At 36.1% G+C, this 21,657-nt stretch carries 13 protein-coding genes; 5 read left to right on the forward strand and 8 right to left on the reverse strand.

Annotated features, from left to right (window positions below; translation table 11 throughout):
- Positions 1-7: 7 nt before the first annotated feature.
- The 5 genes from ilvN to gltB form a co-directional block, all read right to left on the reverse strand.
- A complete protein-coding gene (gene ilvN / locus ACFO5O_RS08740) occupies positions 8-532 on the reverse strand; it encodes an acetolactate synthase small subunit (RefSeq protein WP_387962890.1) in 525 nt (174 codons plus the stop codon).
- Between the two features lie 2 nt (positions 533-534).
- A complete protein-coding gene (ilvB, locus tag ACFO5O_RS08745) occupies positions 535-2,271 on the reverse strand; it encodes a biosynthetic-type acetolactate synthase large subunit (RefSeq protein ID WP_387962891.1) in 1,737 nt (578 codons plus the stop codon).
- Positions 2,272-2,311: 40 nt separating this feature from the next.
- Positions 2,312-3,991 (reverse strand): dihydroxy-acid dehydratase, encoded by a 1,680-nt coding sequence (ilvD, locus tag ACFO5O_RS08750; RefSeq protein WP_387962893.1) that lies wholly within the window; start codon positions 3,989-3,991, stop codon positions 2,312-2,314.
- A 361-nt stretch (positions 3,992-4,352) separates the two neighbouring features.
- Complete coding sequence (locus ACFO5O_RS08755) at positions 4,353-5,819, reverse strand: glutamate synthase subunit beta (protein WP_387962895.1); 1,467 nt, start codon at positions 5,817-5,819, stop codon at positions 4,353-4,355.
- A 4-nt stretch (positions 5,820-5,823) separates the two neighbouring features.
- On the reverse strand, positions 5,824-10,323 hold the full coding sequence (gene gltB, locus ACFO5O_RS08760) for a glutamate synthase large subunit (protein WP_387962897.1): 4,500 nt from the start codon (positions 10,321-10,323) through the stop codon (positions 5,824-5,826).
- Positions 10,324-10,769: 446 nt separating this feature from the next.
- Between gltB and ACFO5O_RS08765 the strand changes: the two genes are divergently transcribed.
- From ACFO5O_RS08765 to ACFO5O_RS08785, 5 genes are all read left to right on the forward strand, one after another.
- On the forward strand, positions 10,770-11,789 hold the full coding sequence (locus ACFO5O_RS08765; RefSeq protein ID WP_387962899.1) for a porin: 1,020 nt from the start codon (positions 10,770-10,772) through the stop codon (positions 11,787-11,789).
- 36 nt (positions 11,790-11,825) lie between these two features.
- On the forward strand, positions 11,826-12,164 hold the full coding sequence (locus ACFO5O_RS08770; RefSeq protein WP_119029845.1) for a P-II family nitrogen regulator: 339 nt from the start codon (positions 11,826-11,828) through the stop codon (positions 12,162-12,164).
- Positions 12,165-12,174: 10 nt separating this feature from the next.
- A complete protein-coding gene (locus ACFO5O_RS08775; protein ID WP_387962902.1) occupies positions 12,175-13,416 on the forward strand; it encodes an ammonium transporter in 1,242 nt (413 codons plus the stop codon).
- 240 nt (positions 13,417-13,656) lie between these two features.
- Positions 13,657-14,946: a methionine adenosyltransferase gene (metK, locus tag ACFO5O_RS08780; protein WP_387962903.1), complete on the forward strand. Its 1,290-nt coding sequence runs from the start codon at positions 13,657-13,659 to the stop codon at positions 14,944-14,946.
- Positions 14,947-15,086: 140 nt separating this feature from the next.
- Entirely contained in the window at positions 15,087-16,280 is a 1,194-nt protein-coding gene (locus ACFO5O_RS08785; protein ID WP_387962905.1) for an MFS transporter, read from the forward strand.
- Between the two features lie 33 nt (positions 16,281-16,313).
- Here ACFO5O_RS08785 and ACFO5O_RS08790 read toward each other — a convergent pair whose 3' ends face one another.
- The 3 genes from ACFO5O_RS08790 to ACFO5O_RS08800 all read right to left on the reverse strand — a co-directional run bounded on the left by ACFO5O_RS08790 (position 16,314) and on the right by ACFO5O_RS08800 (position 21,594).
- Positions 16,314-17,867: a M20/M25/M40 family metallo-hydrolase gene (locus ACFO5O_RS08790; protein ID WP_387962907.1), complete on the reverse strand. Its 1,554-nt coding sequence runs from the start codon at positions 17,865-17,867 to the stop codon at positions 16,314-16,316.
- A 102-nt stretch (positions 17,868-17,969) separates the two neighbouring features.
- Positions 17,970-20,675, reverse strand: a complete 2,706-nt coding sequence (locus ACFO5O_RS08795; protein WP_387962909.1) for a carboxypeptidase regulatory-like domain-containing protein — start codon at positions 20,673-20,675, stop codon at positions 17,970-17,972.
- 40 nt (positions 20,676-20,715) lie between these two features.
- The gene (locus ACFO5O_RS08800) at positions 20,716-21,594 is read right to left on the reverse strand and encodes a GLPGLI family protein (RefSeq protein WP_387962911.1); all 879 of its coding nucleotides are present in this window, start codon (positions 21,592-21,594) and stop codon (positions 20,716-20,718) included.
- Between the last annotated feature and the right edge of the window lie 63 nt (positions 21,595-21,657).

Consider the following 21,657-nt stretch of genomic DNA (forward strand, 5'->3'; position numbering starts at 1 on the left):
GTTGTTTTTATTGGTTAAATGCTTGAAGCATTTTAGATATTTTCATTTCATCCTTGGTCACCGCTATACGTCCCGAACGGGTAAATTGCATGATTCCAAAAACACTTAATTCTCTGTATAATAATTCTATTTCTTCTCGTCTACCAGATTTTTCGATTACAAAAAACTCCTTATTAACGGTTACAATTCTGGCATTACTTTCTTTAATAATGTTTTGAATTTGACGTTCTTCAAATAATAAATCAGATTTAATCTTGAATAGGCAAGACTCTTGGTAAATAGTATCTTCATCTCTATGATAATAAGCTTTTATCACTTCAATTTGCTTGTCAATTTGACCTATGATTTTTTTGATCTGTTCTTCAGTCATACTTACTACAATTGTAAAACGTGAAACGCCTTCAATCTCTGAAGCTGAAGTGTTTAAACTTTCAATATTAATATGTCTTCGCTGAAAAATTGCCGAAATACGATTGAGTAACCCAATATTGTTTTCGGTGTATATCGATACGGTAAATAATTGCTTTTCCATAATTAACTTAATCTAACATCTGAAACAGAAGCTCCTGCTGGAATCATTGGAAATACATTGTCTTCCTTCTCAACACAAACTTCTAAAAAATAAGGTCCTTCACAGGCAATCATCTCTGCAACAGCATCTTTTAATTCGTCACGTTTAGTCACTTTTTTGGCTTCAATAAAGTAACCTTTTGCAATAGCTACAAAATCTGGATTAGTCATTTCAGTTGACGCATAACGCTTATCAAAAAACAGCTGTTGCCATTGACGCACCATTCCTAAAAATTCGTTATTTAAGACTACTATTTTTACCGGAACACGTTGTTGAAATATAGTACCTAACTCTTGAATGGTCATTTGATACCCACCATCACCAATAATGGCAACAACTTCGCGGTCAGGAGCTGCCATTTTAGCTCCAATTGCCGCCGGAAGCGCAAAGCCCATAGTCCCTAAACCTCCAGAGGTAATATTGCTTTTAGTTGTATTAAATTCGGCATATCGACAAGCAATCATTTGATGTTGACCCACATCACTAACAATAGCGGCTTCAGCTTTGGTTTGGATGTTGATTTCTTTTAGGACTTCACCCATTGTAAGGCCTTCTTTAGTTGGATGAATGTCATTTTTTATAACTTTCTCAAACTCTATAGCATATAAGTCCTTAAACTTTTGAAGCCATTGAGGATAAGTTTTTTCTTCCAAAAGTGGAAGTAGTTGTTTTAGACTTTCTTTAGCATCACCTAAAACAGCAACATCAGATTTTACATTTTTATCAATTTCAGCCGGATCAATCTCAAAATGAATGATTTTTGCCTGTTTTGCATAAGTGTCTAATTTACCGGTAACACGATCGTCAAAGCGCATACCAATTGCAATGAGAACATCGCACTCATTAGTAAGTTTGTTTGGTGCATAATTACCATGCATACCAACCATACCAATATTTAAAGGATGTGAGGTAGGAATGGCAGAAGCTCCTAATATAGTCCATGCCGCAGGAACGCCCGATTTTTCAATTACCGCCTTTAATTCATTTTCGGCTTCACCTAGAATAACACCTTGACCCCAAACAATCATTGGTTTTTTTGCCGAATTAATAAGTTGTGCAGCTTTTGATACAGCGTCTGGATTAGTTGTTGGTACTGGATTATAACTCCTTACTGCGGTACATTTTTCATATGCAAAGTCAAATTCCTCAACCTGTGCATCTTTGGTAATATCAATAAGTACTGGACCGGGACGACCGCTTTTGGCAATATAAAATGCTTTAGCAATCACTGAAGGAATTTCAGAAGCTTTAGTAATTTGATGATTCCATTTAGTTACCGGCGTTGAAATTCCAATAATATCAGTTTCTTGAAAGGCATCACTACCTAGCAAATGTGAAAAGACTTGCCCAGTAATACATACCATTGGTGTAGAATCTATCTGAGCATCGGCAATACCCGTAATTAGATTTGTGGCCCCTGGGCCAGATGTTGCCATGGCCACACCTACTTTTCCAGAAATACGGGCATAACCTTGGGCGGCATGTGCAGCGCATTGTTCATGACGTGTAAGTACATGGTGTATTCTATCTTGATACTTATATAACTCGTCATAAACTGGCATAATTGCTCCACCAGGATAACCATAAAGAATATCGACTCCTTCGGCTATCAAACAACGTATGATTGCCTCGCTACCTGAAATTCGATGCGTCGTTTTTGTTGATTTTTTATTCACTTGTATAGATTGTGTTTCTTTCATATAAAATCTTTTAATTAAAAGACCCTGTTATTTAATGCAACTAAAATTCATCTGTTACACATCCTTTGGATGCTGATGAAACTGTTCTCGCATATTTATAAAGCACGCCACGATCGAATTTAAGCGCAGGTGCTTTCCATTGTTTTCTACGTTCTTGTAATTCTTCTTCAGAGACTTCTAAAGAAATGCTGTTGGTTTCTGCATCAATAGTAATCATATCACCGTCTTTAACAAGAGCAATTGTACCTCCTTCTTGCGCTTCTGGGGTGATATGACCCACTACAAATCCATGTGTTCCACCAGAAAAACGCCCATCTGTTATCAAGGCCACATCTTTACCTAATCCTGCACCAATAATAGCCGCAGTTGGTTTCAACATTTCTGGCATTCCAGGACCACCTTTAGGGCCTTCATATCGAATAACAACCACATCACCTTTTTCTACTTTCCCATCACGAATACCGTCGTTTGCAGCATATTCTCCATCAAACACTTTGGCTTTACCCACAAAGCTCAATCCTTCCTTTCCTGTAATTTTAGCCACACTTCCTTCTGAAGCCAAATTACCATAAAGCATACGTAAATGACCTGAAATTTTTATAGGTTGCTCTAGAGGCTTGATGACATCTTGACCTTCAGATAAATCAGGTACATCCAACAAGTTTTCAGCTAAAGTTTTACCTGTTACTGTTAGACAATCGCCATGTAGCAATCCTTTTTTGAGTAGGTATTTTAACACCGCAGGAATACCTCCTACGGCATGAACATCTTCCATTAAATATTTACCGCTAGGTTTTAAATCGGCTAAAAATGGTGTATTATCACTTATATCTTGAAAGTCTTTTAAAGTAAACTCAATTTGCGCGGCTCTTGCAATGGCTAAAAAGTGCAATACCGCATTAGTTGAACCTCCAAGAATGGTAACCAAACGAATGGCATTCTCGAGTGATTTGCGTGTAATAATATCAGACGGTTTAATGTCTTTTTCAAGTAACACTCGCATGGCTTCACCTGCTTTGATGGCTTCCTGTTTTTTATCGTTACTTAAAGCTGGATTTGAAGAATTGTAGGGTAGAGCCATACCTAATGCCTCGATGGCAGAAGCCATTGTGTTGGCTGTGTACATCCCGCCACAAGCGCCTGCACCTGGACAAGCTTTTTCAACAATATTTTGAAATTCGGTTTCGGTCATAGTGCCCGCGACTTTACTGCCCCAGGCCTCAAAAGCCGAAACCACATCTAATTTTTTTCCGTTGTGACAACCAGAATCAATGGTACCACCATAAACTAAAATGCTCGGTCTGTTTAATCGGATCATCGCCATCAAAGCGCCGGGCATATTTTTATCACATCCAACCACGGTTACCAAACCATCATAGCTCATAGCCTGTACCACGGTTTCCATGGAATCGGCAATGATATCTCTTGACGGTAATGAATAACGCATTCCTGGTGTTCCCATGGAAATGCCATCACTAACTCCAATTGTATTAAAAATCAACCCAACAACATCTTCATTTTTAGTGCCTTCTTTAACTAATTTAGCCAAATCGTTGAGATGCATATTACAAGGATTACCTTCGTAACCTGTACTTGCTATCCCTATTAATGGTTTTTCAAAATCTTCAGTGGTTAATCCAATCGCGTGAAGCATGGCTTGAGCAGCTGGTTGGGTTGGATCTTGGGTGACTGTTTTACTGTACTTGTTTAATTTATTCATAATAATTATTGAGCAAATTTCATTTGCAAAAACTAAATTACTTGTTTGTGTTTTAACTCACTTCATTTTAAGGTCTTTACATCTAAATTCAACATTAAATTTATACATTTAATTGTCTCTTTATCAATTATTTAGATACCAACTAATATGATGTTCAAAACCTTAATTTTTTCAATAAAAAAAGCCTTCCCGTTGAGGAAGGCTTTAAATTTTTATAATTTCAATTTATTGCACCATCCCTCGACGTCGTGAGCAAATCACCACAATGACGTTAGAAATGATATTTAAAATTGTCTTGTTCATATGTAACAACAAATGTTAGTATTCTGTTTTTAATTTCCAATTATTAAAGTAATTATTTTTAAATTCTTGGCAAATCATTACTATCCTTTAAAGGCAAGTTTGAGCTTCCCATTAAAAAGGCGTCAACATGATGAGCTGCCTGACGACCTTCGGAAATTGCCCAAACAATTAAAGATTGTCCACGTCGCATATCACCTGCTGCAAATATTCCTGGCACATTTGTTTTATAATTTTTTTCTGTGGCCTGTATGTTAGTTCTAAAATCCATTTCCAATCCCAATTGTTCTGCCAAGGTTTTTTCGGCTCCGATGAATCCTAATGCCAGCAAAGCTAAATCGCAATCCCAGTGTTTTTCAGTATTTGGTAATTCACGCAATTGTGGACGTTCACCTACCCTAAAAATCCATTCTACTTCAACAGTGGTTAAACCCACTAAATTTCCGTTTTTATCACCTTTGAATTCTTTGGTTGACACACTAAAAAACCGTTCAACTCCTTCTTTATGAGAGGAACTTGTACGTAAACGCATTGGCCAATATGGCCAGGGTTGATGTGCTGGTCGACCTTCAGTAGGTTTACTCAAAATTTCAAAATTTGTCACCGATTTGGCACCATGGCGGTTACTTGTACCAATACAATCAGATCCGGTATCGCCACCACCTATCACAATGACATGTTTACCTTTCGCTGAAATTAGCTGATCAGCCTTAATCAGTCCATCAACATGCTGATTGTTTAGTTTAAGAAAATCCATGGCTTGATGTACACCATTTAAATCAGCACCAGGTATAGGTATAGAACGTCTTACCGTTGCACCTCCGCATAATACTATGGCATCAAATTCTTCCTTAAGCTTTAAAGCATCTACATTAACCCCTACATGGGCATTAGTTTTAAACGTAATACCCTCATCTTCCAATACTTTAAGACGTCTGTCGATAATTTGTTTTTCCATTTTAAAGTCCGGAATACCGTAACGTAATAATCCGCCCACTTTAGCATCACGCTCAAAAACAGTAACCTCATGACCAGCATAATTTAACTGTTGTGCGGCAGCTAAACCAGAAGGTCCAGAGCCAATGACTGCAACTTTTTTACCTGTTCTAAACTTGGGTGGTTTTGCGGTAATCCAACCCTCCTTAAAAGCGGTTTCAACAATATTTTTTTCAATATTTTCAATTGTTACTGGATCTTCATTAATACCCAAAACACATGCCTCTTCACATGGTGCTGGACATAAACGCCCAGTAAACTCTGGGAAATTATTAGTTTTATGTAAGATTTCTGCAGCTTCCTTCCATTTTCCGAGATAAACTTTATCATTAAAATCTGGTATCAAATTACCTAATGGACACCCACTATGACAAAAAGGAATTCCGCAATCCATACATCGAGCACCTTGATTTTTCAGGTCCTGTTCAGGCAAAGGAATTGTAAATTCTTTATAATTTTTTAATCTGTTTTCAACCTTGTCATAAGCTTCAACAGCTCTTTCGTATTCTAAAAATCCTGTTATCTTTCCCATGATCTTATGCTGTTTCTAATTTTTCATTTTCCAATCTAATCAGTGCCTGTCTATATTCTTCAGGCAATATTTTCTTGAATTTTGGAAGATAATTATCCCAATCTTCCAAAATACGTTGTGCCAGTGGACTTTGAGTAGCGTTGTAATGATTCAAAATCAATGCTTTTAGCTGAATTTTATCCTCTTCCAATTCAATTGGATCGATGTTCAAATCTTCCCCATTACAATTTTGAGTAAAGGTATTTTTATCATCAAGCACATAAGCAATTCCACCGCTCATCCCTGCTCCAAAATTACGTCCTACTGGCCCTAAAATAATGGCAACACCACCGGTCATGTACTCACATCCGTGATCTCCAATACCTTCAACTACAGCCTTTGCACCTGAATTTCTAACACAAAAACGTTCACCAGCTTTACCATTAATATAGGCTTCACCAGATGTTGCTCCGTAAAGTGTCACGTTACCAGTTATGATATTATCTTCTGGAATAATGGTACATTCATCTGGCACTCTAATGGCTAATTTACCACCAGACAAGCCTTTTCCAAGATAATCGTTAGTGTTACCATGCACTACCATATTTAACCCGCTCGTTGCAAAGGCGCCAAAACTTTGACCTGCTGAACCTGTGAAATTGATATTTATAGTATCCTCTGGAAGACCTTGTGCCCCATATATTTTAGAAATTTCGTTACTCACAATGGCCCCTACCGCACGATCTATATTGGTGATTTTTAAATCTACATAGGTTTTTTGTCTTCGGAATAAGGCCTGATGCGCTTGTTTTATAATTTGAAAATCCAAATGTGACTCAATATGGTGTTCTTGGGATGTTGTATTATATAACTTTACATCAGCTGACACATCAATCTTATGAAGAATTGGTGTTAAGTCGATTCCCGAAGCCTTGTAATGCTCTATAGCTTTATTGCGGTTTAATTTTTGAACCTGTCCAACCATTTCGTTGATTGTTCTAAATCCTAATTTGGCCATAATCTCACGAAGTTCCTGTGCTACGAAATACATATAATTTACAACGTGTTCTGGTTTGCCTTTAAACTTTTTACGCAATTCAGGATTTTGAGTAGCAATGCCTACCGGACATGTATTTAAATGACAAACGCGCATCATAATACAGCCTGAAGCCACTAAAGGTGCGGTTGCGAAACCAAATTCTTCGGCTCCTAATAGGCAAGCGATTGCAACATCGCGCCCTGTTTTTAATTGTCCGTCACACTCTAATACAATACGATTTCGTAAATCATTCATGACTAAAGTTTGCTGGGCTTCGGCGATACCTAATTCCCATGGCAAACCGGCATGTTTTAATGAGGTTAAAGGTGAAGCACCTGTACCACCATCAAATCCTGAAATAAGCACAACATCTGCCTTTGCTTTGGCTACTCCCGCAGCTACGGTTCCAACTCCAACTTCTGAAACCAATTTCACATTGATTCTGGCTTCTCTGTTTGCTGATTTTAGATCATAAATTAACTGTGATAAATCTTCAATTGAATAAATATCATGATGTGGTGGTGGAGAAATAAGCCCAACATATGGCGTAGAATTTCTTGTTTTGGCAATGGCTGGATTTACTTTTGGTCCTGGCAATTGTCCTCCTTCACCTGGTTTTGCTCCTTGTGCAATTTTAATTTGAATTTCTTCAGCATTCGTCAAATAATTTGAAGTCACTCCAAATCGACCTGAAGCCACTTGTTTTATAGCACTATTACGCCAATCGCCTTCAACGCTTTTATAAAATCGTTCTTGATCTTCACCACCTTCACCGGAGTTACTTTTTCCTCCAATTCGATTCATGGCTACCGCTAAATTTTCATGGGCCTCCTTACTAATAGAACCATAGGACATGGCTCCAGTTTTAAAGCGTTTCACAATTTCGGTCCATGGCTCAACTTCTTCAATAGGAATAGGATCAAACTGATCAAACTCAAACAAGCCTCTTATGGTCATTAAATTTTTGGATTGATCGTTAACTAAATCTGAATATTCCTTGAACGTGGAAGCTTTATTTGTTCGCACAGATTCCTGAAGCTTAGCAACTGTTAAAGGGTTGAACATATGTTGTTCTTGACCTCTTCTCCAACGGTAATCTCCACCAATTTCTATTTCTGGTTCTTCATTTACAGAATTAAATGCTTTTTGATGTCGCTTAACAATTTCCTTTTCTATTTCTAATAATCCAATCCCTTGAATTCGTGTAGGCGTGTTTGGAAAATATTTTTCGACGGTTTTGGTATTAATCCCAATACATTCAAACAATTGTGATCCTCGATAGGAATTCAATGTTGAAATTCCAATTTTATTCATCACTTTTAAAATTCCTTTACCAACGGCTTTGTTGTAATTTTTTATAGCCGTTAAATAATCCAAATCAGTAATGTCGCTGTTTTCAACTTGCTTTTGAACAATTTCATTAACTATATATGGATTCACCGCACTAGCACCATAACCAAAAAGTAAGGCAAAGTGGTGCACTTCACGTGGTTCGGCTGATTCTATAATTAAGCTAATTCTGGAACGTTTATTTAACTTATGTAAGGCATGATTCACATACGAACAGGCCAATAATGCTGGAATTGGGGCATGATTTTCATCTACATAACGATCAGACAGAATAATAATATTTGCTCCCTCATCTATGGCTTTTGAAGCTTGAGTCACTAAATTTTCTAGTGCGATTTCAAGTTCGTTTAAGCCACGCTTAACTTCGTATAACATTGAAATCGACTCGACCTTAAAATTAGGATTGGAATCATAATTTCTAATCTTGTCTAAATCGTGTTTAGAAATTACAGGGTTTTGGATTTTAAGCTTCTTACAGTGTTCGGCATTGATATCAAAAATATTGACGTCACAACCAAGCGTTAAACTAATATCAGTTATTAACTCTTCACGAATTCCATCCAAGGGTGGATTGGTGACTTGCGCAAATAGCTGTTTAAAATAATTATAGATTAATTGTGGTCGTTCAGACAACACTGCAATTGGCGTATCACTTCCCATTGACCCGATTGGTTCTTTACCTCCTTGGGCCATAGGTTTTATAATAGTATTAAGATCTTCTTGTGTATATCCAAAAACAACTTCTCTTTTATTTAGTTCGACCTCTTTATAATTAATAGGTCCTTTTTTTGCTGAAATGTCTTTTAAGTGAACCAAATTTTCATTTAGCCATTGTCGATATGGATGTTTAGCGGCAATTTTTTCTTTTATTTCTTCGTCATTTACAATACGCCCTTCATTCATATCTACCAAGAACATTTTGCCAGGTTCTAATCGACCATGAAACTCAACATTTTCTGGTGCAATATCAACGACACCTGTTTCAGAAGACATCACAACATATCCTTTTTTGGTTACTGTATATCTCGACGGACGTAAACCATTTCGATCTAATACTGCACCAATGTAATTACCATCAGTAAATGGAATAGAAGCTGGACCATCCCAAGGCTCCATAAGACACGAATTATACTCATAGAATGCCTTTTTAGCATCAGACATATTATCATTCTTTTCCCAAGCTTCTGGCACCAACATCATCATGACTTCCGGCAGTGATCGTCCTGTCATTAATAAAAGCTCCACAACCATATCTAAAGTGGCTGAATCTGATTTCCCTTTTAAAACGGTTGGAATAATTCGTTTAATATCGTCACCAAACCATTCACTCTTCATAATCTCTTCACGAGAGAACATTCTAGACACATTACCTCGTAAGGTGTTGATTTCACCATTATGGCATATATATCTGAACGGTTGTGCCAAATCCCAAGTTGGGAATGTATTGGTCGAGAAACGCTGATGTACCAAGGCCAATCGAGTAATTAAGGCCGAGTTGAATAAATCGAGATAATAGCCATTGATATCCTCTGGCATTAAAAGGCCTTTATAAATAATAATTTTAGTAGATAAACTTGGAATGTAAAAGAATTTAGACTCTGATAATTTTGAATTATAAATAGTATGCTCTGCAATTTTTCGCGCTGCAAACAATTTAAGATTAAAGTCAAAATCGGATTGATTTTTATCAGACTTACCAATAAATAATTGCTTTATAAATGGCTCTGTGCTTTTAGCTATTTCTCCTAAAACATCACTATTGACTGGAACATCTCTCCAGCCTAATAATTTAAGACCCTGTTCTTTTATAGCCTCCTCTAAAATTGTAATACAATAATCGCGTTGATTAATTTTTTTAGGCAAAAAGACATTACTTACCGCATACTCACCAGCTTCGGGTAAATTAAATTCACAAAATATTTTAAAAAACTTATGCGGAATATCAATTAATATCCCTGCTCCATCACCGGTTTTACCGTCAGAACTAACTGCTCCTCTATGCTCTAGTTTAACTAAAATTTCTAATGCTTTATGAATAATATCATTAGAACGTTTACCTGTTAAACTACATATAAATCCAGCACCACAATTATCGTGTTCAAATTCTGGTAAATACAATCCTTGTTTTGTTAACATAATCTATAAAATTAACCTTAAAAAAAATTCATTCAATTAGCTAATATATAGGGTAAACCTCTATTATAATAATGTACCATGCATTATTACGACTTCAATAATTTTAGGCAAGTATAATTTGTTTTTTAAGCTAAAACCCCTATTAAATTACGAAATTAATAACAGTTTTTAATTGAATTAAATTCATGAAATTCAATTATTCATTAATTAAATTTTACGCGAACTCATTTTTCGATGAATAAAATGCAGTGAAATCGCACAAATGCATATTTTCTGTAATTTTTCTATTCACAGATTCACATTTTTTTCTTCTTTTTTTATATACCCCTAATTTTTGAAGGGGTAAAAATGTTTTAATCATAAAAATTTAATCAATACCCCTATTTTTTGATGGGGTATTTATTTTTTTACATAGTTTTGACCCATTAATAATTAAATTAAACTTTATGAAAAATGTATTGACTTTCGCGTTCTTATTTTTAACTGTTGTAGCCTTTGCTCAAGAAGAAACCGAAGAACAAACAAAGAAATTTACTTTAAACGGTAGTATTGATGCGTATTATCGTGTGAATTTTAGTGCCCCTAATGATGAAAATGCTATTGCACCAGGCTCTTCATTTGCTAATTTACCGGGATTTGCTTTAGGTATGGCAAATGTAATTGCATCCTATGAAGGCAAAAAAGTTGGATTTGTTGCCGATTTGGTTTTTGGACCTAGAGGAACAGATGCCATTTTCGCTTCCCCAATGTATTCAGCCACTGGAAATATTATTAATCAACTATATGCCTACTGGAATGTGAGCGAATCTGTAAAACTAACCTTTGGTAACTTTAATACATTTCTTGGTTATGAGGTCATTTCTCCTACTGCTAACTTTAACTATAGTACATCTTACTTATTCTCTTATGGCCCATTTAGCCATACAGGTTTAAAAGCAGATTTTGCATTATCAGATGATTTTAGCTTAATGCTAGGGGTGATGAATCCAACCGATGCTACCGAATTTAATCCAACAGGCAAATACGCTTTTGGCGCACAACTAGGCTATAAAGGTCAATACTTAAACTTTTTAACCGATGACGGTGCTTATGAAATAGATTTCACTGGTGGTTTTGATATCTCCGATAGCTTCTATTTAGGTATTAACGCGGCGTATTTCGATAATGATGGTGTTGGTTTTGCTGGAGTTGCCCTGTATCCACAATATGCGACTTCAGAGAGTTTCACAATTGGGTTAAGAGGAGAATACTTTAAAGAAGACAGCGATTTTGGCGCTATAGGTACAGGTGTTGAAGATTCTAGTGTTTTTGCAACAACAATAACAGGGAGCTACTCTATTGAAAACTTTACAATAAAACCAGAAATTAGATTAGATAGCGCTTCTGATGACGCTTTTATAGATAGCGACCTCATGCCAAAGAAGAGTTTGAGCTCATTTGTGCTAGCCGCCATCTACGCATTTTAAGAATACACTAATTAATAAATCAATAATACTAATAACATGAAAAAAATTGAAGCGATCATTAGAAAATCAAAATTTTCTACCGTGAAAAGCGCCTTGCATGAAGTTGGCGTAAACTTTTTCTCCTACTGGGATGTAACCGGATTAGGAAACGAACAAGAGGGACACGTTTACAGAGGTGTTTCATATAGTACAAGCGATATACAACGTAGGTTTTTATCTATAGTTGTTAATGACAGCTTTGAAGAAATAACCGTAAAAACCATTATTGAATCTGCTGGAACAGGTGAAGTTGGTGACGGAAAAATCTTCGTAAGTGACATTAAAGAAGCTTACAGAATACGAACAGGAGAAAAAGGAGGAGAAACTTTAAACTAAAACTTAAAACATGGAATTACTTACAACAAACAACGTATGGATGATGGTCTGTACAGCACTCGTTTTCTTCATGCACCTAGGATTTGCATTTTTAGAAATTGGGTTAACTAGACAAAAAAACACCCTAAATATACTATTTAAAAACATCTTTATAATCACTGTTGGTTTACTATTATATTGCCTAATAGGCTTTAACCTTATGTACCCAGGAACGTTTTCACTAGGAGGATTATTACCAGATTATTTTATTGACTTATTTGGACTTTCCCTGCCAGAAAATGGACTAACTCCTGAATATGCCGATGGAGGATACACCTACTGGACCGATTTCTTATTCCAAGGCATGTTTGCCGCAACCGCTGCTACTATTGTATCTGGAGCGGTAGCAGAACGTATTAAAATTGGACCGTTCATGATTTTTACAATTCTTTATGTTGGGATTATTTATCCAATAGCTGGTTCATGGAAATGGGGTGGCGGATTTTTAGACCAATTAGAAACTCCTTTTTATGATTTTGCAGGTTCAACCCTAGTACACTCTGTGGGTGGATGGGCTGCCGTAGTAGCCGTTTGCTTATTAGGTGCACGTATTGGAAAGTTTAAAAATGGAAAAATTCAAGCGATCCCAGGACACAATATCCCTTTAGCAACAGCTGGAGTATTAATTCTCTGGTTAGGCTGGTTTGGATTTAATGGCGGATCGGTGTTATCAGCCGACCCAGGATTAACATCTTTAACTTTAGTAACGACCTGTTTAGCCGCTGCAGCTGGGGGCGTTGCTGCCGCAATGGTATCAGCCATTAAATTCAAAAATTTAGATTTAACCATGTTTTTAAATGGTATTCTTGGAGGATTAGTAGGTATTACAGCCGGTGCTGATCAAATGAGCCCTGGAGACGCTATTATTATTGGTTTGGTTGCAGGTGCTATCATCGTATTTGCAGTATCATTAATTGACAGATTAAAATTAGACGATCCTGTAGGAGCCATTGCCGTTCATTTGGTATGTGGTATATGGGGGACTTTGGCAGTTGGAATGTTTGGCGCTTTAGCTGGTTTCGATCAGTTTATAAGTCAGCTTATAGGTGTTGCTTCTTATGCGGCTATATGTATTGTCTCTTCGTTTATAATCATTTATACACTCAAGAAAACCGTTGGAATACGCGTTTCTGAAAAAGAAGAATTAGAAGGTCTTGATGCTCATGAACACGGAATGGATGCCTATCCAGACTTTAGATTGAATGAGCATTAATATTAGTTGGTTTATTAAATTTGTTAAAGCCTTTGAAATTCATTTTTCAAAGGCTTTATTATTTCCTAATTAGTTCTTTTCTATCTTTAATTTAATATGTATTTTTGCGCCTGAAAATAGAGGAAAAATTTGTCTGATTGCGACCTCATTAAAAAATGCTAAAGCAGTTTCACATCACTACTTTAGTATTAGGTTCCGTATCAGTTATTTTCCGTAATTTAACCAAAAATATAGACCTATATGCCATATTTATTTACTTCGGAAAGTGTTTCTGAAGGTCACCCAGATAAAGTTGCAGACCAAATAAGTGATGCCTTACTCGATCATTTTTTAGCCTTTGATCCCGAATCTAAAGTTGCCTGTGAAACACTGGTCACCACAGGTCAAGTTGTACTAGCCGGAGAGGTGAAAAGCAAAACTTATTTAGATGTTCAGGAAATTGCAAGAACAGTAATTAACAACATTGGCTACACCAAAGGGGCCTATCAGTTTTCTGGTGACTCTTGTGGTGTGATTTCTTTAATTCATGAACAATCACAAGACATCAATCAAGGGGTTGATAGAGGCGATAAAGATGAGCAAGGCGCTGGGGATCAAGGGATGATGTTTGGCTACGCTACAAATGAAACCGAAAATTATATGCCTTTGGCATTGGATATTTCACATAAAATCCTTCAAGTTTTAGCTGAATTACGTCGTGAAGGCAAAGATATTCCTTACTTACGTCCCGATGCAAAGAGTCAAGTAACTATTGAATACGGCGATGATAATACGCCTCAACGAATTGTAACTATTGTGATATCCACTCAACATGATGAGTTTGTATTACCTAAATCAAATACACAAGTCGATAAAAAAGCAGCCGAAGCAGAAATGCTTAAAAAAATAAGGGAAGACATCATTAAAATTTTAATACCTAGAGTAATAAATCAATTACCCGATTATGTTCAAAATTTGTTTAATGATGATATCGAATACCATATTAATCCTACTGGAAAGTTCGTTATTGGAGGACCACATGGAGATACAGGTCTTACTGGAAGAAAAATAATTGTCGATACTTATGGTGGCAAAGGTGCTCATGGTGGCGGTGCGTTTTCAGGAAAAGACCCTAGTAAAGTAGATAGAAGCGCTGCTTATGCCGCAAGACATATCGCTAAAAATTTAGTGGCTTCTGGGCTATGTGAAGAAGTACTTGTTCAAGTGAGTTATGCTATTGGAGTGGTTGAGCCTACTTCAATATTTATTGACACTTATGGAACTTGCCCTTTAAATTTAACTGACGGGGAAATTGCCCAAACGGTTTCAAAATTATTTGATATGCGTCCAGCCGCTATTGAAGAACGATTAAAACTTCGAAATCCAATTTATTTGGAAACAGCTGCTTATGGACATATGGGAAAAACACCTAGAACATTAGTTAAGGTATTTGAAAGCCCTTATTCTGGAAAAGTTGAAAAAGAAGTAGAACTGTTTACATGGGAAAAACTGGATTATGTTGATAAGGTCAAATTGGCCTTTGATCTATAATCCAACAATTTATAGGAATAATTAAAGTCTTGTATTAAAAAAATGCAAGACTTTTTTATTGGTTCTTGACCGTCTAAACAAAATACACGACATTAGTTTAAAGTTTTGGCGTTTTGAAGCCAAAGACTTAATACTTTACTATGGTCAGCGATCAATTAACTGCATCAAATATTAAAAAGAGGATACTCCCTTTAATAGTATTCTCTCAATTTTGTTGTACATCACTTTGGTTTGCTGGCAACGGAATTATGATTGATCTCATTACTGATTTTAATCTTAGTCAATCTAGTTTAGGTCATCTAACTTCGGCTGTACAGTTAGGCTTTATCCTTGGCACGTTAACCTTTGCAATATTGACAGTATCAGATCGATTTTCACCTTCTAAAGTATTCTTTGCAAGTGCCGTATTGGGAGCGCTTTTCAATTTATCGATGCTATTCGATTTCAATAATTTTATTAGCCTAATGTCTTTTCGGGTGCTTACTGGATTTTTCCTAGCGGGTATTTATCCTGTTGGAATGAAAATTTCTGCAGATTACTATGACAAAGGTCTTGGAAAAGCATTAGGGTTTTTAGTTGGTGCTTTAGTGCTTGGTACTGCGTTTCCACATATATTGAGAGGTTATTTATACACCTTCTCATGGCATTATGTAATTATCGTTACGAGCATTCTGGCCATTACGGGAGGATTAGTGATGATTTTTCTAGTTCCCGACGGCCCTTATCGAAAGCAAAGTATGACACTTGATGTTTCAGCTTTTTCTAAAGTGTTTAAAAATTCGAGCTTTAGAGCGGCTGCATTTGGATATTTTGGACATATGTGGGAATTGTACGCATTTTGGGCTTTTGTTCCAGTGATGTTAAAATACTACACTGTACTGCATCCTGAAAGCCAGCTGAATATTCCAATTTTATCATTTTTTATTATTGCCATAGGTGGATTATCTTGTGTTGTAGGCGGCTATATATCACAATACATTGGCGCAAAAAAAACAGCTTACACCGCATTGTTATTATCTTGTTTATGTTGCCTTGTTTCTCCACTCATGTTTGAGGTAAATTCAATACCAGGTTTTATAAGTTTTTTACTGTTTTGGGGTATTGTTGTTATAGCAGATTCCCCAATGTTTTCTACGCTAGTGGCTCAAAATGCAGATGCAAAAATTAAAGGTACGGCCTTAACCATTGTTAACTGCATAGGCTTTACAATTACCATAATAAGTATTCAAATTTTGAATACAATTTATAATTTGGCAAACACAAATTACATGTACCTACTTTTGGCCATAGGACCAATATTGGGTTTAGTGGCATTATCTAAAAAGAAATCATAAAAAAACCTCAACACTTGGTTGAGGTTTTAATTATTAATCTATTCCGCCTTTTCGAGTTGGTGAACGTTGACTAGGCCAAGTTTGTTGCTCTCCAGTACGTCTGCTCATCGGTAAAATGATTCGCTCTCTTGAGGTTGTATTAGGATCTTCAGATGCCATGTAAGCTAATATAGCTGTAAGAATGACATTGCTTCTAACATCATCAAATACAATTTTATCATAAGTATCTCTATTGGTATGCCAAGTATAAGTACCGTAATCCCAACTCAATGAGCTTAAATTAAAGGCTGGTGCTCCTGCGGCAACGAAAGAAGCATTATCTGAACCGCCACTACTTGGTGAGCCTGGAAACTCAGTTTCTATCTCACTCGTAATTTCTCTAGGTACTTCGTGTAACCATCTGGTTAAATATTCATACGAATGTAAAAAGCCAGCTCCAGAAATGTCTTTAACACGACCCGTACCATTATCCTGATTAAACAAGGCTTGAACATTAGCTACTATTTCGGGATGATCCTCAACAAAAGCTCGAGAACCATTTAAACCTTGCTCCTCACTTCCCCAGTGACCTACCAAAATTGTACGTTTTGGATTAGGATACATTTTTTTGAGAATACGCATCGCTTCCATCATAACCATCGTACCAGTTCCATTATCTGTTGCACCTTGTGCACCATCCCATGAATCTAAATGTGCTGAAAGAATCACATACTCTTCTGGTTTTTCTGTGCCCTTGATTTCTGCAATAGTATTAAAGGTTGGCACAACACCCAATTCTTTTGACTCGGCAACGACTTTAATTTTAGGCTGACTCCCATATTGAGCTAATCTATAAAGCATTCCATAATCCTCTAATTCCAATTCTATAGTTGGTATTTTCTTTGTTCTTGAACTAAATATTTTGTTTGCACCAAAACCTCTGGACCAATAGGACGTCACAATCCCAGCCGCTCCAGCATTTTCTAAAGCTTCTGATATACTTCTGCTGTTGTAACCTGTTCGGGCAATATTTTTATTCCATTCTGAAGTCATCGAATCTCTGTCATTTTTCATTTTTTCAAATGAAGCTTCAGTGGCAAATTTTTCCCAGTTATAATCTGGACGGCCCGTAGGCTGCATCATTGATATCATTACAATCTTACCTTTCACTTTTGGTAACCAGTTTTGAAAATCTGCCTCATCCTTTAGTGTAGGTATGATAATAACTTCGGCAGTTATTCCTTTACTACCTGTACTTGGATTCCAAGCTAACTGGGTTCCATTTAAACTCTCCACTCTAGGTGAGACCATATCTATATGAGTGATGCCGCGCTCCCAGCCGCGCCATTCACCCCACTTTTCATTTCTAGCTGGAATACCCCAACCGCTATATTTAGTAATCGCCCAATCATGAGCAACTTTCATTTGTGGGGTACCTACCAATCTAGGCCCAATCACATCTAAAAGCTCGTAAGCTAAAACTTCTAATTGCGAATTTTCATTAGCCTCTTTAATAATATTGTCAATTACTTCCCTACTATCTTGAGCGTGAATCGTTAAGGTTGATAACAAAACAGCAGAGAGCATTAGTCTTTTTAAATACTTCATTTTAAAATATAATGTTAATGGTTCAGGCTTCCAAAATACTACTATTTTAGGATATAAAATGTTAAAAATAAAAAAGCCTTCAATGAAAGAAGGCTTTTTTATTTATAATTCATATCGCAACCTGAAGGTGACAAACCGAGGCTGAATAAAGTATTCTGTGGCGCTTACTGAAAAGGCATTGCTATTACTCTGACTTTGTGATCTTGTGTCTAATAAATTGGTTGCTTTTACTTCATATTCAAATTTGGCGTCGCGATCTTTTCGATACGACAGGGATGCATTCCAAAATTGAAAATCGTTGATGGTTCCATCTTCATCACTAAAATTATTATAAGAATAATCGGTTCTAAAAGTCAACTTTTTCCAGATGTAGGCATCAAACTCTATTGAGGGTGCTTTAGTATAAAACTTCGTACGTGTTGCTCCCTGGTCATTATCTGAAATAGCATAGCGGTAACCAATTTCAACATTTGGTGCGTCTTTGAAATTTGTACGAACCTCGGCACGGTAGCTATGTGAATAATTCTCATTTACTGAACGCTGATTTTGAATAAATTGATTGAATTTTGAATAGTTGAAATTTCCGTTAATTGATGCCTGAATTTTTCCAAACCTTCTCTGAAAACGACCATTTGCAGAGACTGATTCATCAGCAAAAGACGAATTAAAGGGCGAATTGGTTCTAATTACACTTTCAAAATTGGTCAAACTTCTAATTTGGTCAATACTCTTTCTATAACTAATCATACCATGAACATTGGTATAGTTAAACATATTGAAGCTGAAATACGATAGATTTATATTATGCGATATGGAATTATCTAATGCTTCATTACCAAAATACAATGAATTGTAGTTATTGAGCACCAAACCTCTTGCTAAATTTGTAACGTCGGTAAACTGGGTTTGCATATTATATCGTAAAGTAATGTTCTCGCTCTTTTTCAATTCCATACGCATGTCAAAATCTGGCAAAATCTTAAAGAAATTATCTTTATAGGTGACATTGAATTGGGTATTCTTTGTACTAAATACATGTGCAGAAACACCAGGATTGAAAGTAAACATACCGGTTTTAAATCGGTAATGAAAGCCTAAATACAAATCGCTAAAATAATAATCGGTATCGTTTGTATCCAGACCATCGTTAAAATTAGGGGTAGGTTCAAACTTTGAATCATCATCTAAAAACTGAAAAATTTCAGAATCAAATTGCTGTCTGCTTAAAATGGTTCCAAGAGTTAAATTGATATTACTTTTTTGATTGAGCACATTCCAATAATCTAATTTGGCATCCAATTGATTAGATTTTACACGCTTATCTTGTACAATATTATAACTGGATTGGTTATTATCTAATCCCAATCCATCAGCGGTGTTCATATAATTGGTCTTATCCTCTAAAATAGCGTTATAAAAAGGATCTTCATCTTGCAATAAATGTTGTGCTTCTAGTGCAAAAATGTTGGTTTCGTTTAAGGTATAATAATAGTTGAAATTTTGATTTATGCTATATGGACTCGTATTTTCCAATTGGTCTATATTTCCTATGACCGAAGAAAAATAATTTTGATCTTGTTCTTCTTTAGAAATTCGACCTAAAATGTCATAATCTAATTGATTGCTTGTGTTTGGTTTATATTTAGTGCTGAATTTCAACATGCCCAAATCACTGCGCTGAGTGGTATTACTTTGGGTATTTTCGTCAGGAATCCCTAGACCTTGATCGGTATATGTAATTGAGTTATTTTCCTGCAATTCTGTTTTACTATTAGAAAAAATGGCGAAACCGCTTATGTCTAATATTTTCTTTGGTGAGTAGCTAAAATTAGCAGCACCAAACTTGGTATTAATATCCTTTGCACGGTTATTCTGCATAGCTAAAAATCCAAGATTATTATTCCCTAGATTGATACTAGTTCCACTTTGACGACTGGGCGGTCTAAACCCTCCCGAAAAATTGAAATAATCACGACGCGTAAACGCAACTTCTCCTGTATTGTTTAAATCGCCTATAAAATTCACGCTGTATTTTGGACTATAGTAAAACAGTTTAGGCTGTACTAAATACAATCCTTGATCGACCGAGCTTCCTCCTCCAGCGGTAATATTACCAAACCAAAAATTCTTTTTACCTTCTTTTAATTTAATATTTATGGCAATATTATCCTGATTATTGGTGACGCCACTTAATTGCCCAACTTCAGCAAAGTTTTTTAATACCTGAACTTTATCAACTGCATTGGAAGGGATGTTTTTAGTAGCCATTTTTGTGTCACCATCAAAAAAGTCCTTACCATCGACCATCACTTTTGAAACCACCTTACCTTCAACTTCAATTTGACCATCATCATTAATTTCCACCCCAGGAAGGTTTTTTAAAACATCCTCAAGTTTTCGTTCTGTACCTTTATTAAATGAGTCGGCATTATATATTAAAGTATCTCCTTTGATAGTTACAGGCATTTCATATGTAAGTTCAATCTCATCCAAAGAATTATCAACTTCGAGAGAAAAGTCACGATCTATATGCTCTTCTTTTGTAGTAATGGTTTGGGTTAAGGTTCGCATCCCTATATAACTTACCTGGATACTATACTCGGCATTCTTGCCCAAATTTAATTTATATCGACCTTCATCGTTGGTGATAGCATAAGACTCCAAGGCTTTAGTTTCTTGGTTTATGGCGATAACATTGGCCAACTCCAACGGTGTTCCTATACTATCTTTAACAACACCTTCTACTCTAATTTGAGCAAAAGATTGTCCGGCTGCGCATAGCAGCATAATGCATAAAATTTTTTTCATGAATGTGTTTTTGATTGATTTAAGTAGGGATGCATTCGCATTAATTTCTTCTGAAGTTACCTCTATTACGTCCTCCAAAATTCTCTCTCATTTCTTCAATTTTTTCTTTCATAATGGCATTATACTCATCCCTTGTAACCTTCTTTCCTTTTGAAGGCATTTTTATTTCTTGCTTTTCTTGTGGGTTTATAACAATTTTTGAACATAAAATCGTAGTTCTATCGGCATTGACTTCCAAAATTAATCCTGGCAATCCCCAATATTCTCCCGGACCTTGATTGACTGGGATTTGAGGCGTATACCAAGCCGTTACTATAATTTGTTTAGGGACTTCAACTTCGGCAATTGGATTATTGGTTTTAGAACTGTCTGCTTTTTCATCCCCTTCTTTTTTCTCTTCATTATCTCTGTCGCGTCTTCTAAAACTGGTCATATCCATTTCATCCACCGATTTTATTGCGGTTGCCTTAAAGCACAAATATTGACCAATTTGTTTTGTTTCACTTTCCATTGTCCATTTGAGGGCAGGTAATGAATCGGTTACCAAAAATTGCTTGCCAAAAAACTCTTGTTCCTGCAATAATTGAGACTCTTTAACATTTTTATACTGTGGCCCCCCGGTAAAACTACTCATAAAGCCACCAAATCGCATTCCGCCACCAGCACCAGGAGTTTCAAGTTTTTCTTCTTCTCTGTAAATAGATTCAGCTCTATTAAAAGTTAGCACATACGTTTTTTCGAACATGCTTTTCATGCGCTCTGCAATTTGACGCTTTTGTTCCTCGCTCATTTGCCTACCTCCAAATCCATCCATATCTATGGTTGTTTTTGATTGATAATACGCAATCCCTTGAAAATCTTGGGCTGATAATGTAAAGCTAATACAACATATAAATGCTATACAAAGTTTAATAGACATTGTTCTCATGATTTATTTTCTATAGTTTGGTGTTAAAACTAGTGCATTAACACCAGGTTAGAC

It is taken from the genome of Geojedonia litorea (assembly GCF_042654525.1).
Classification (GTDB): domain Bacteria; phylum Bacteroidota; class Bacteroidia; order Flavobacteriales; family Flavobacteriaceae; genus Geojedonia; species Geojedonia litorea.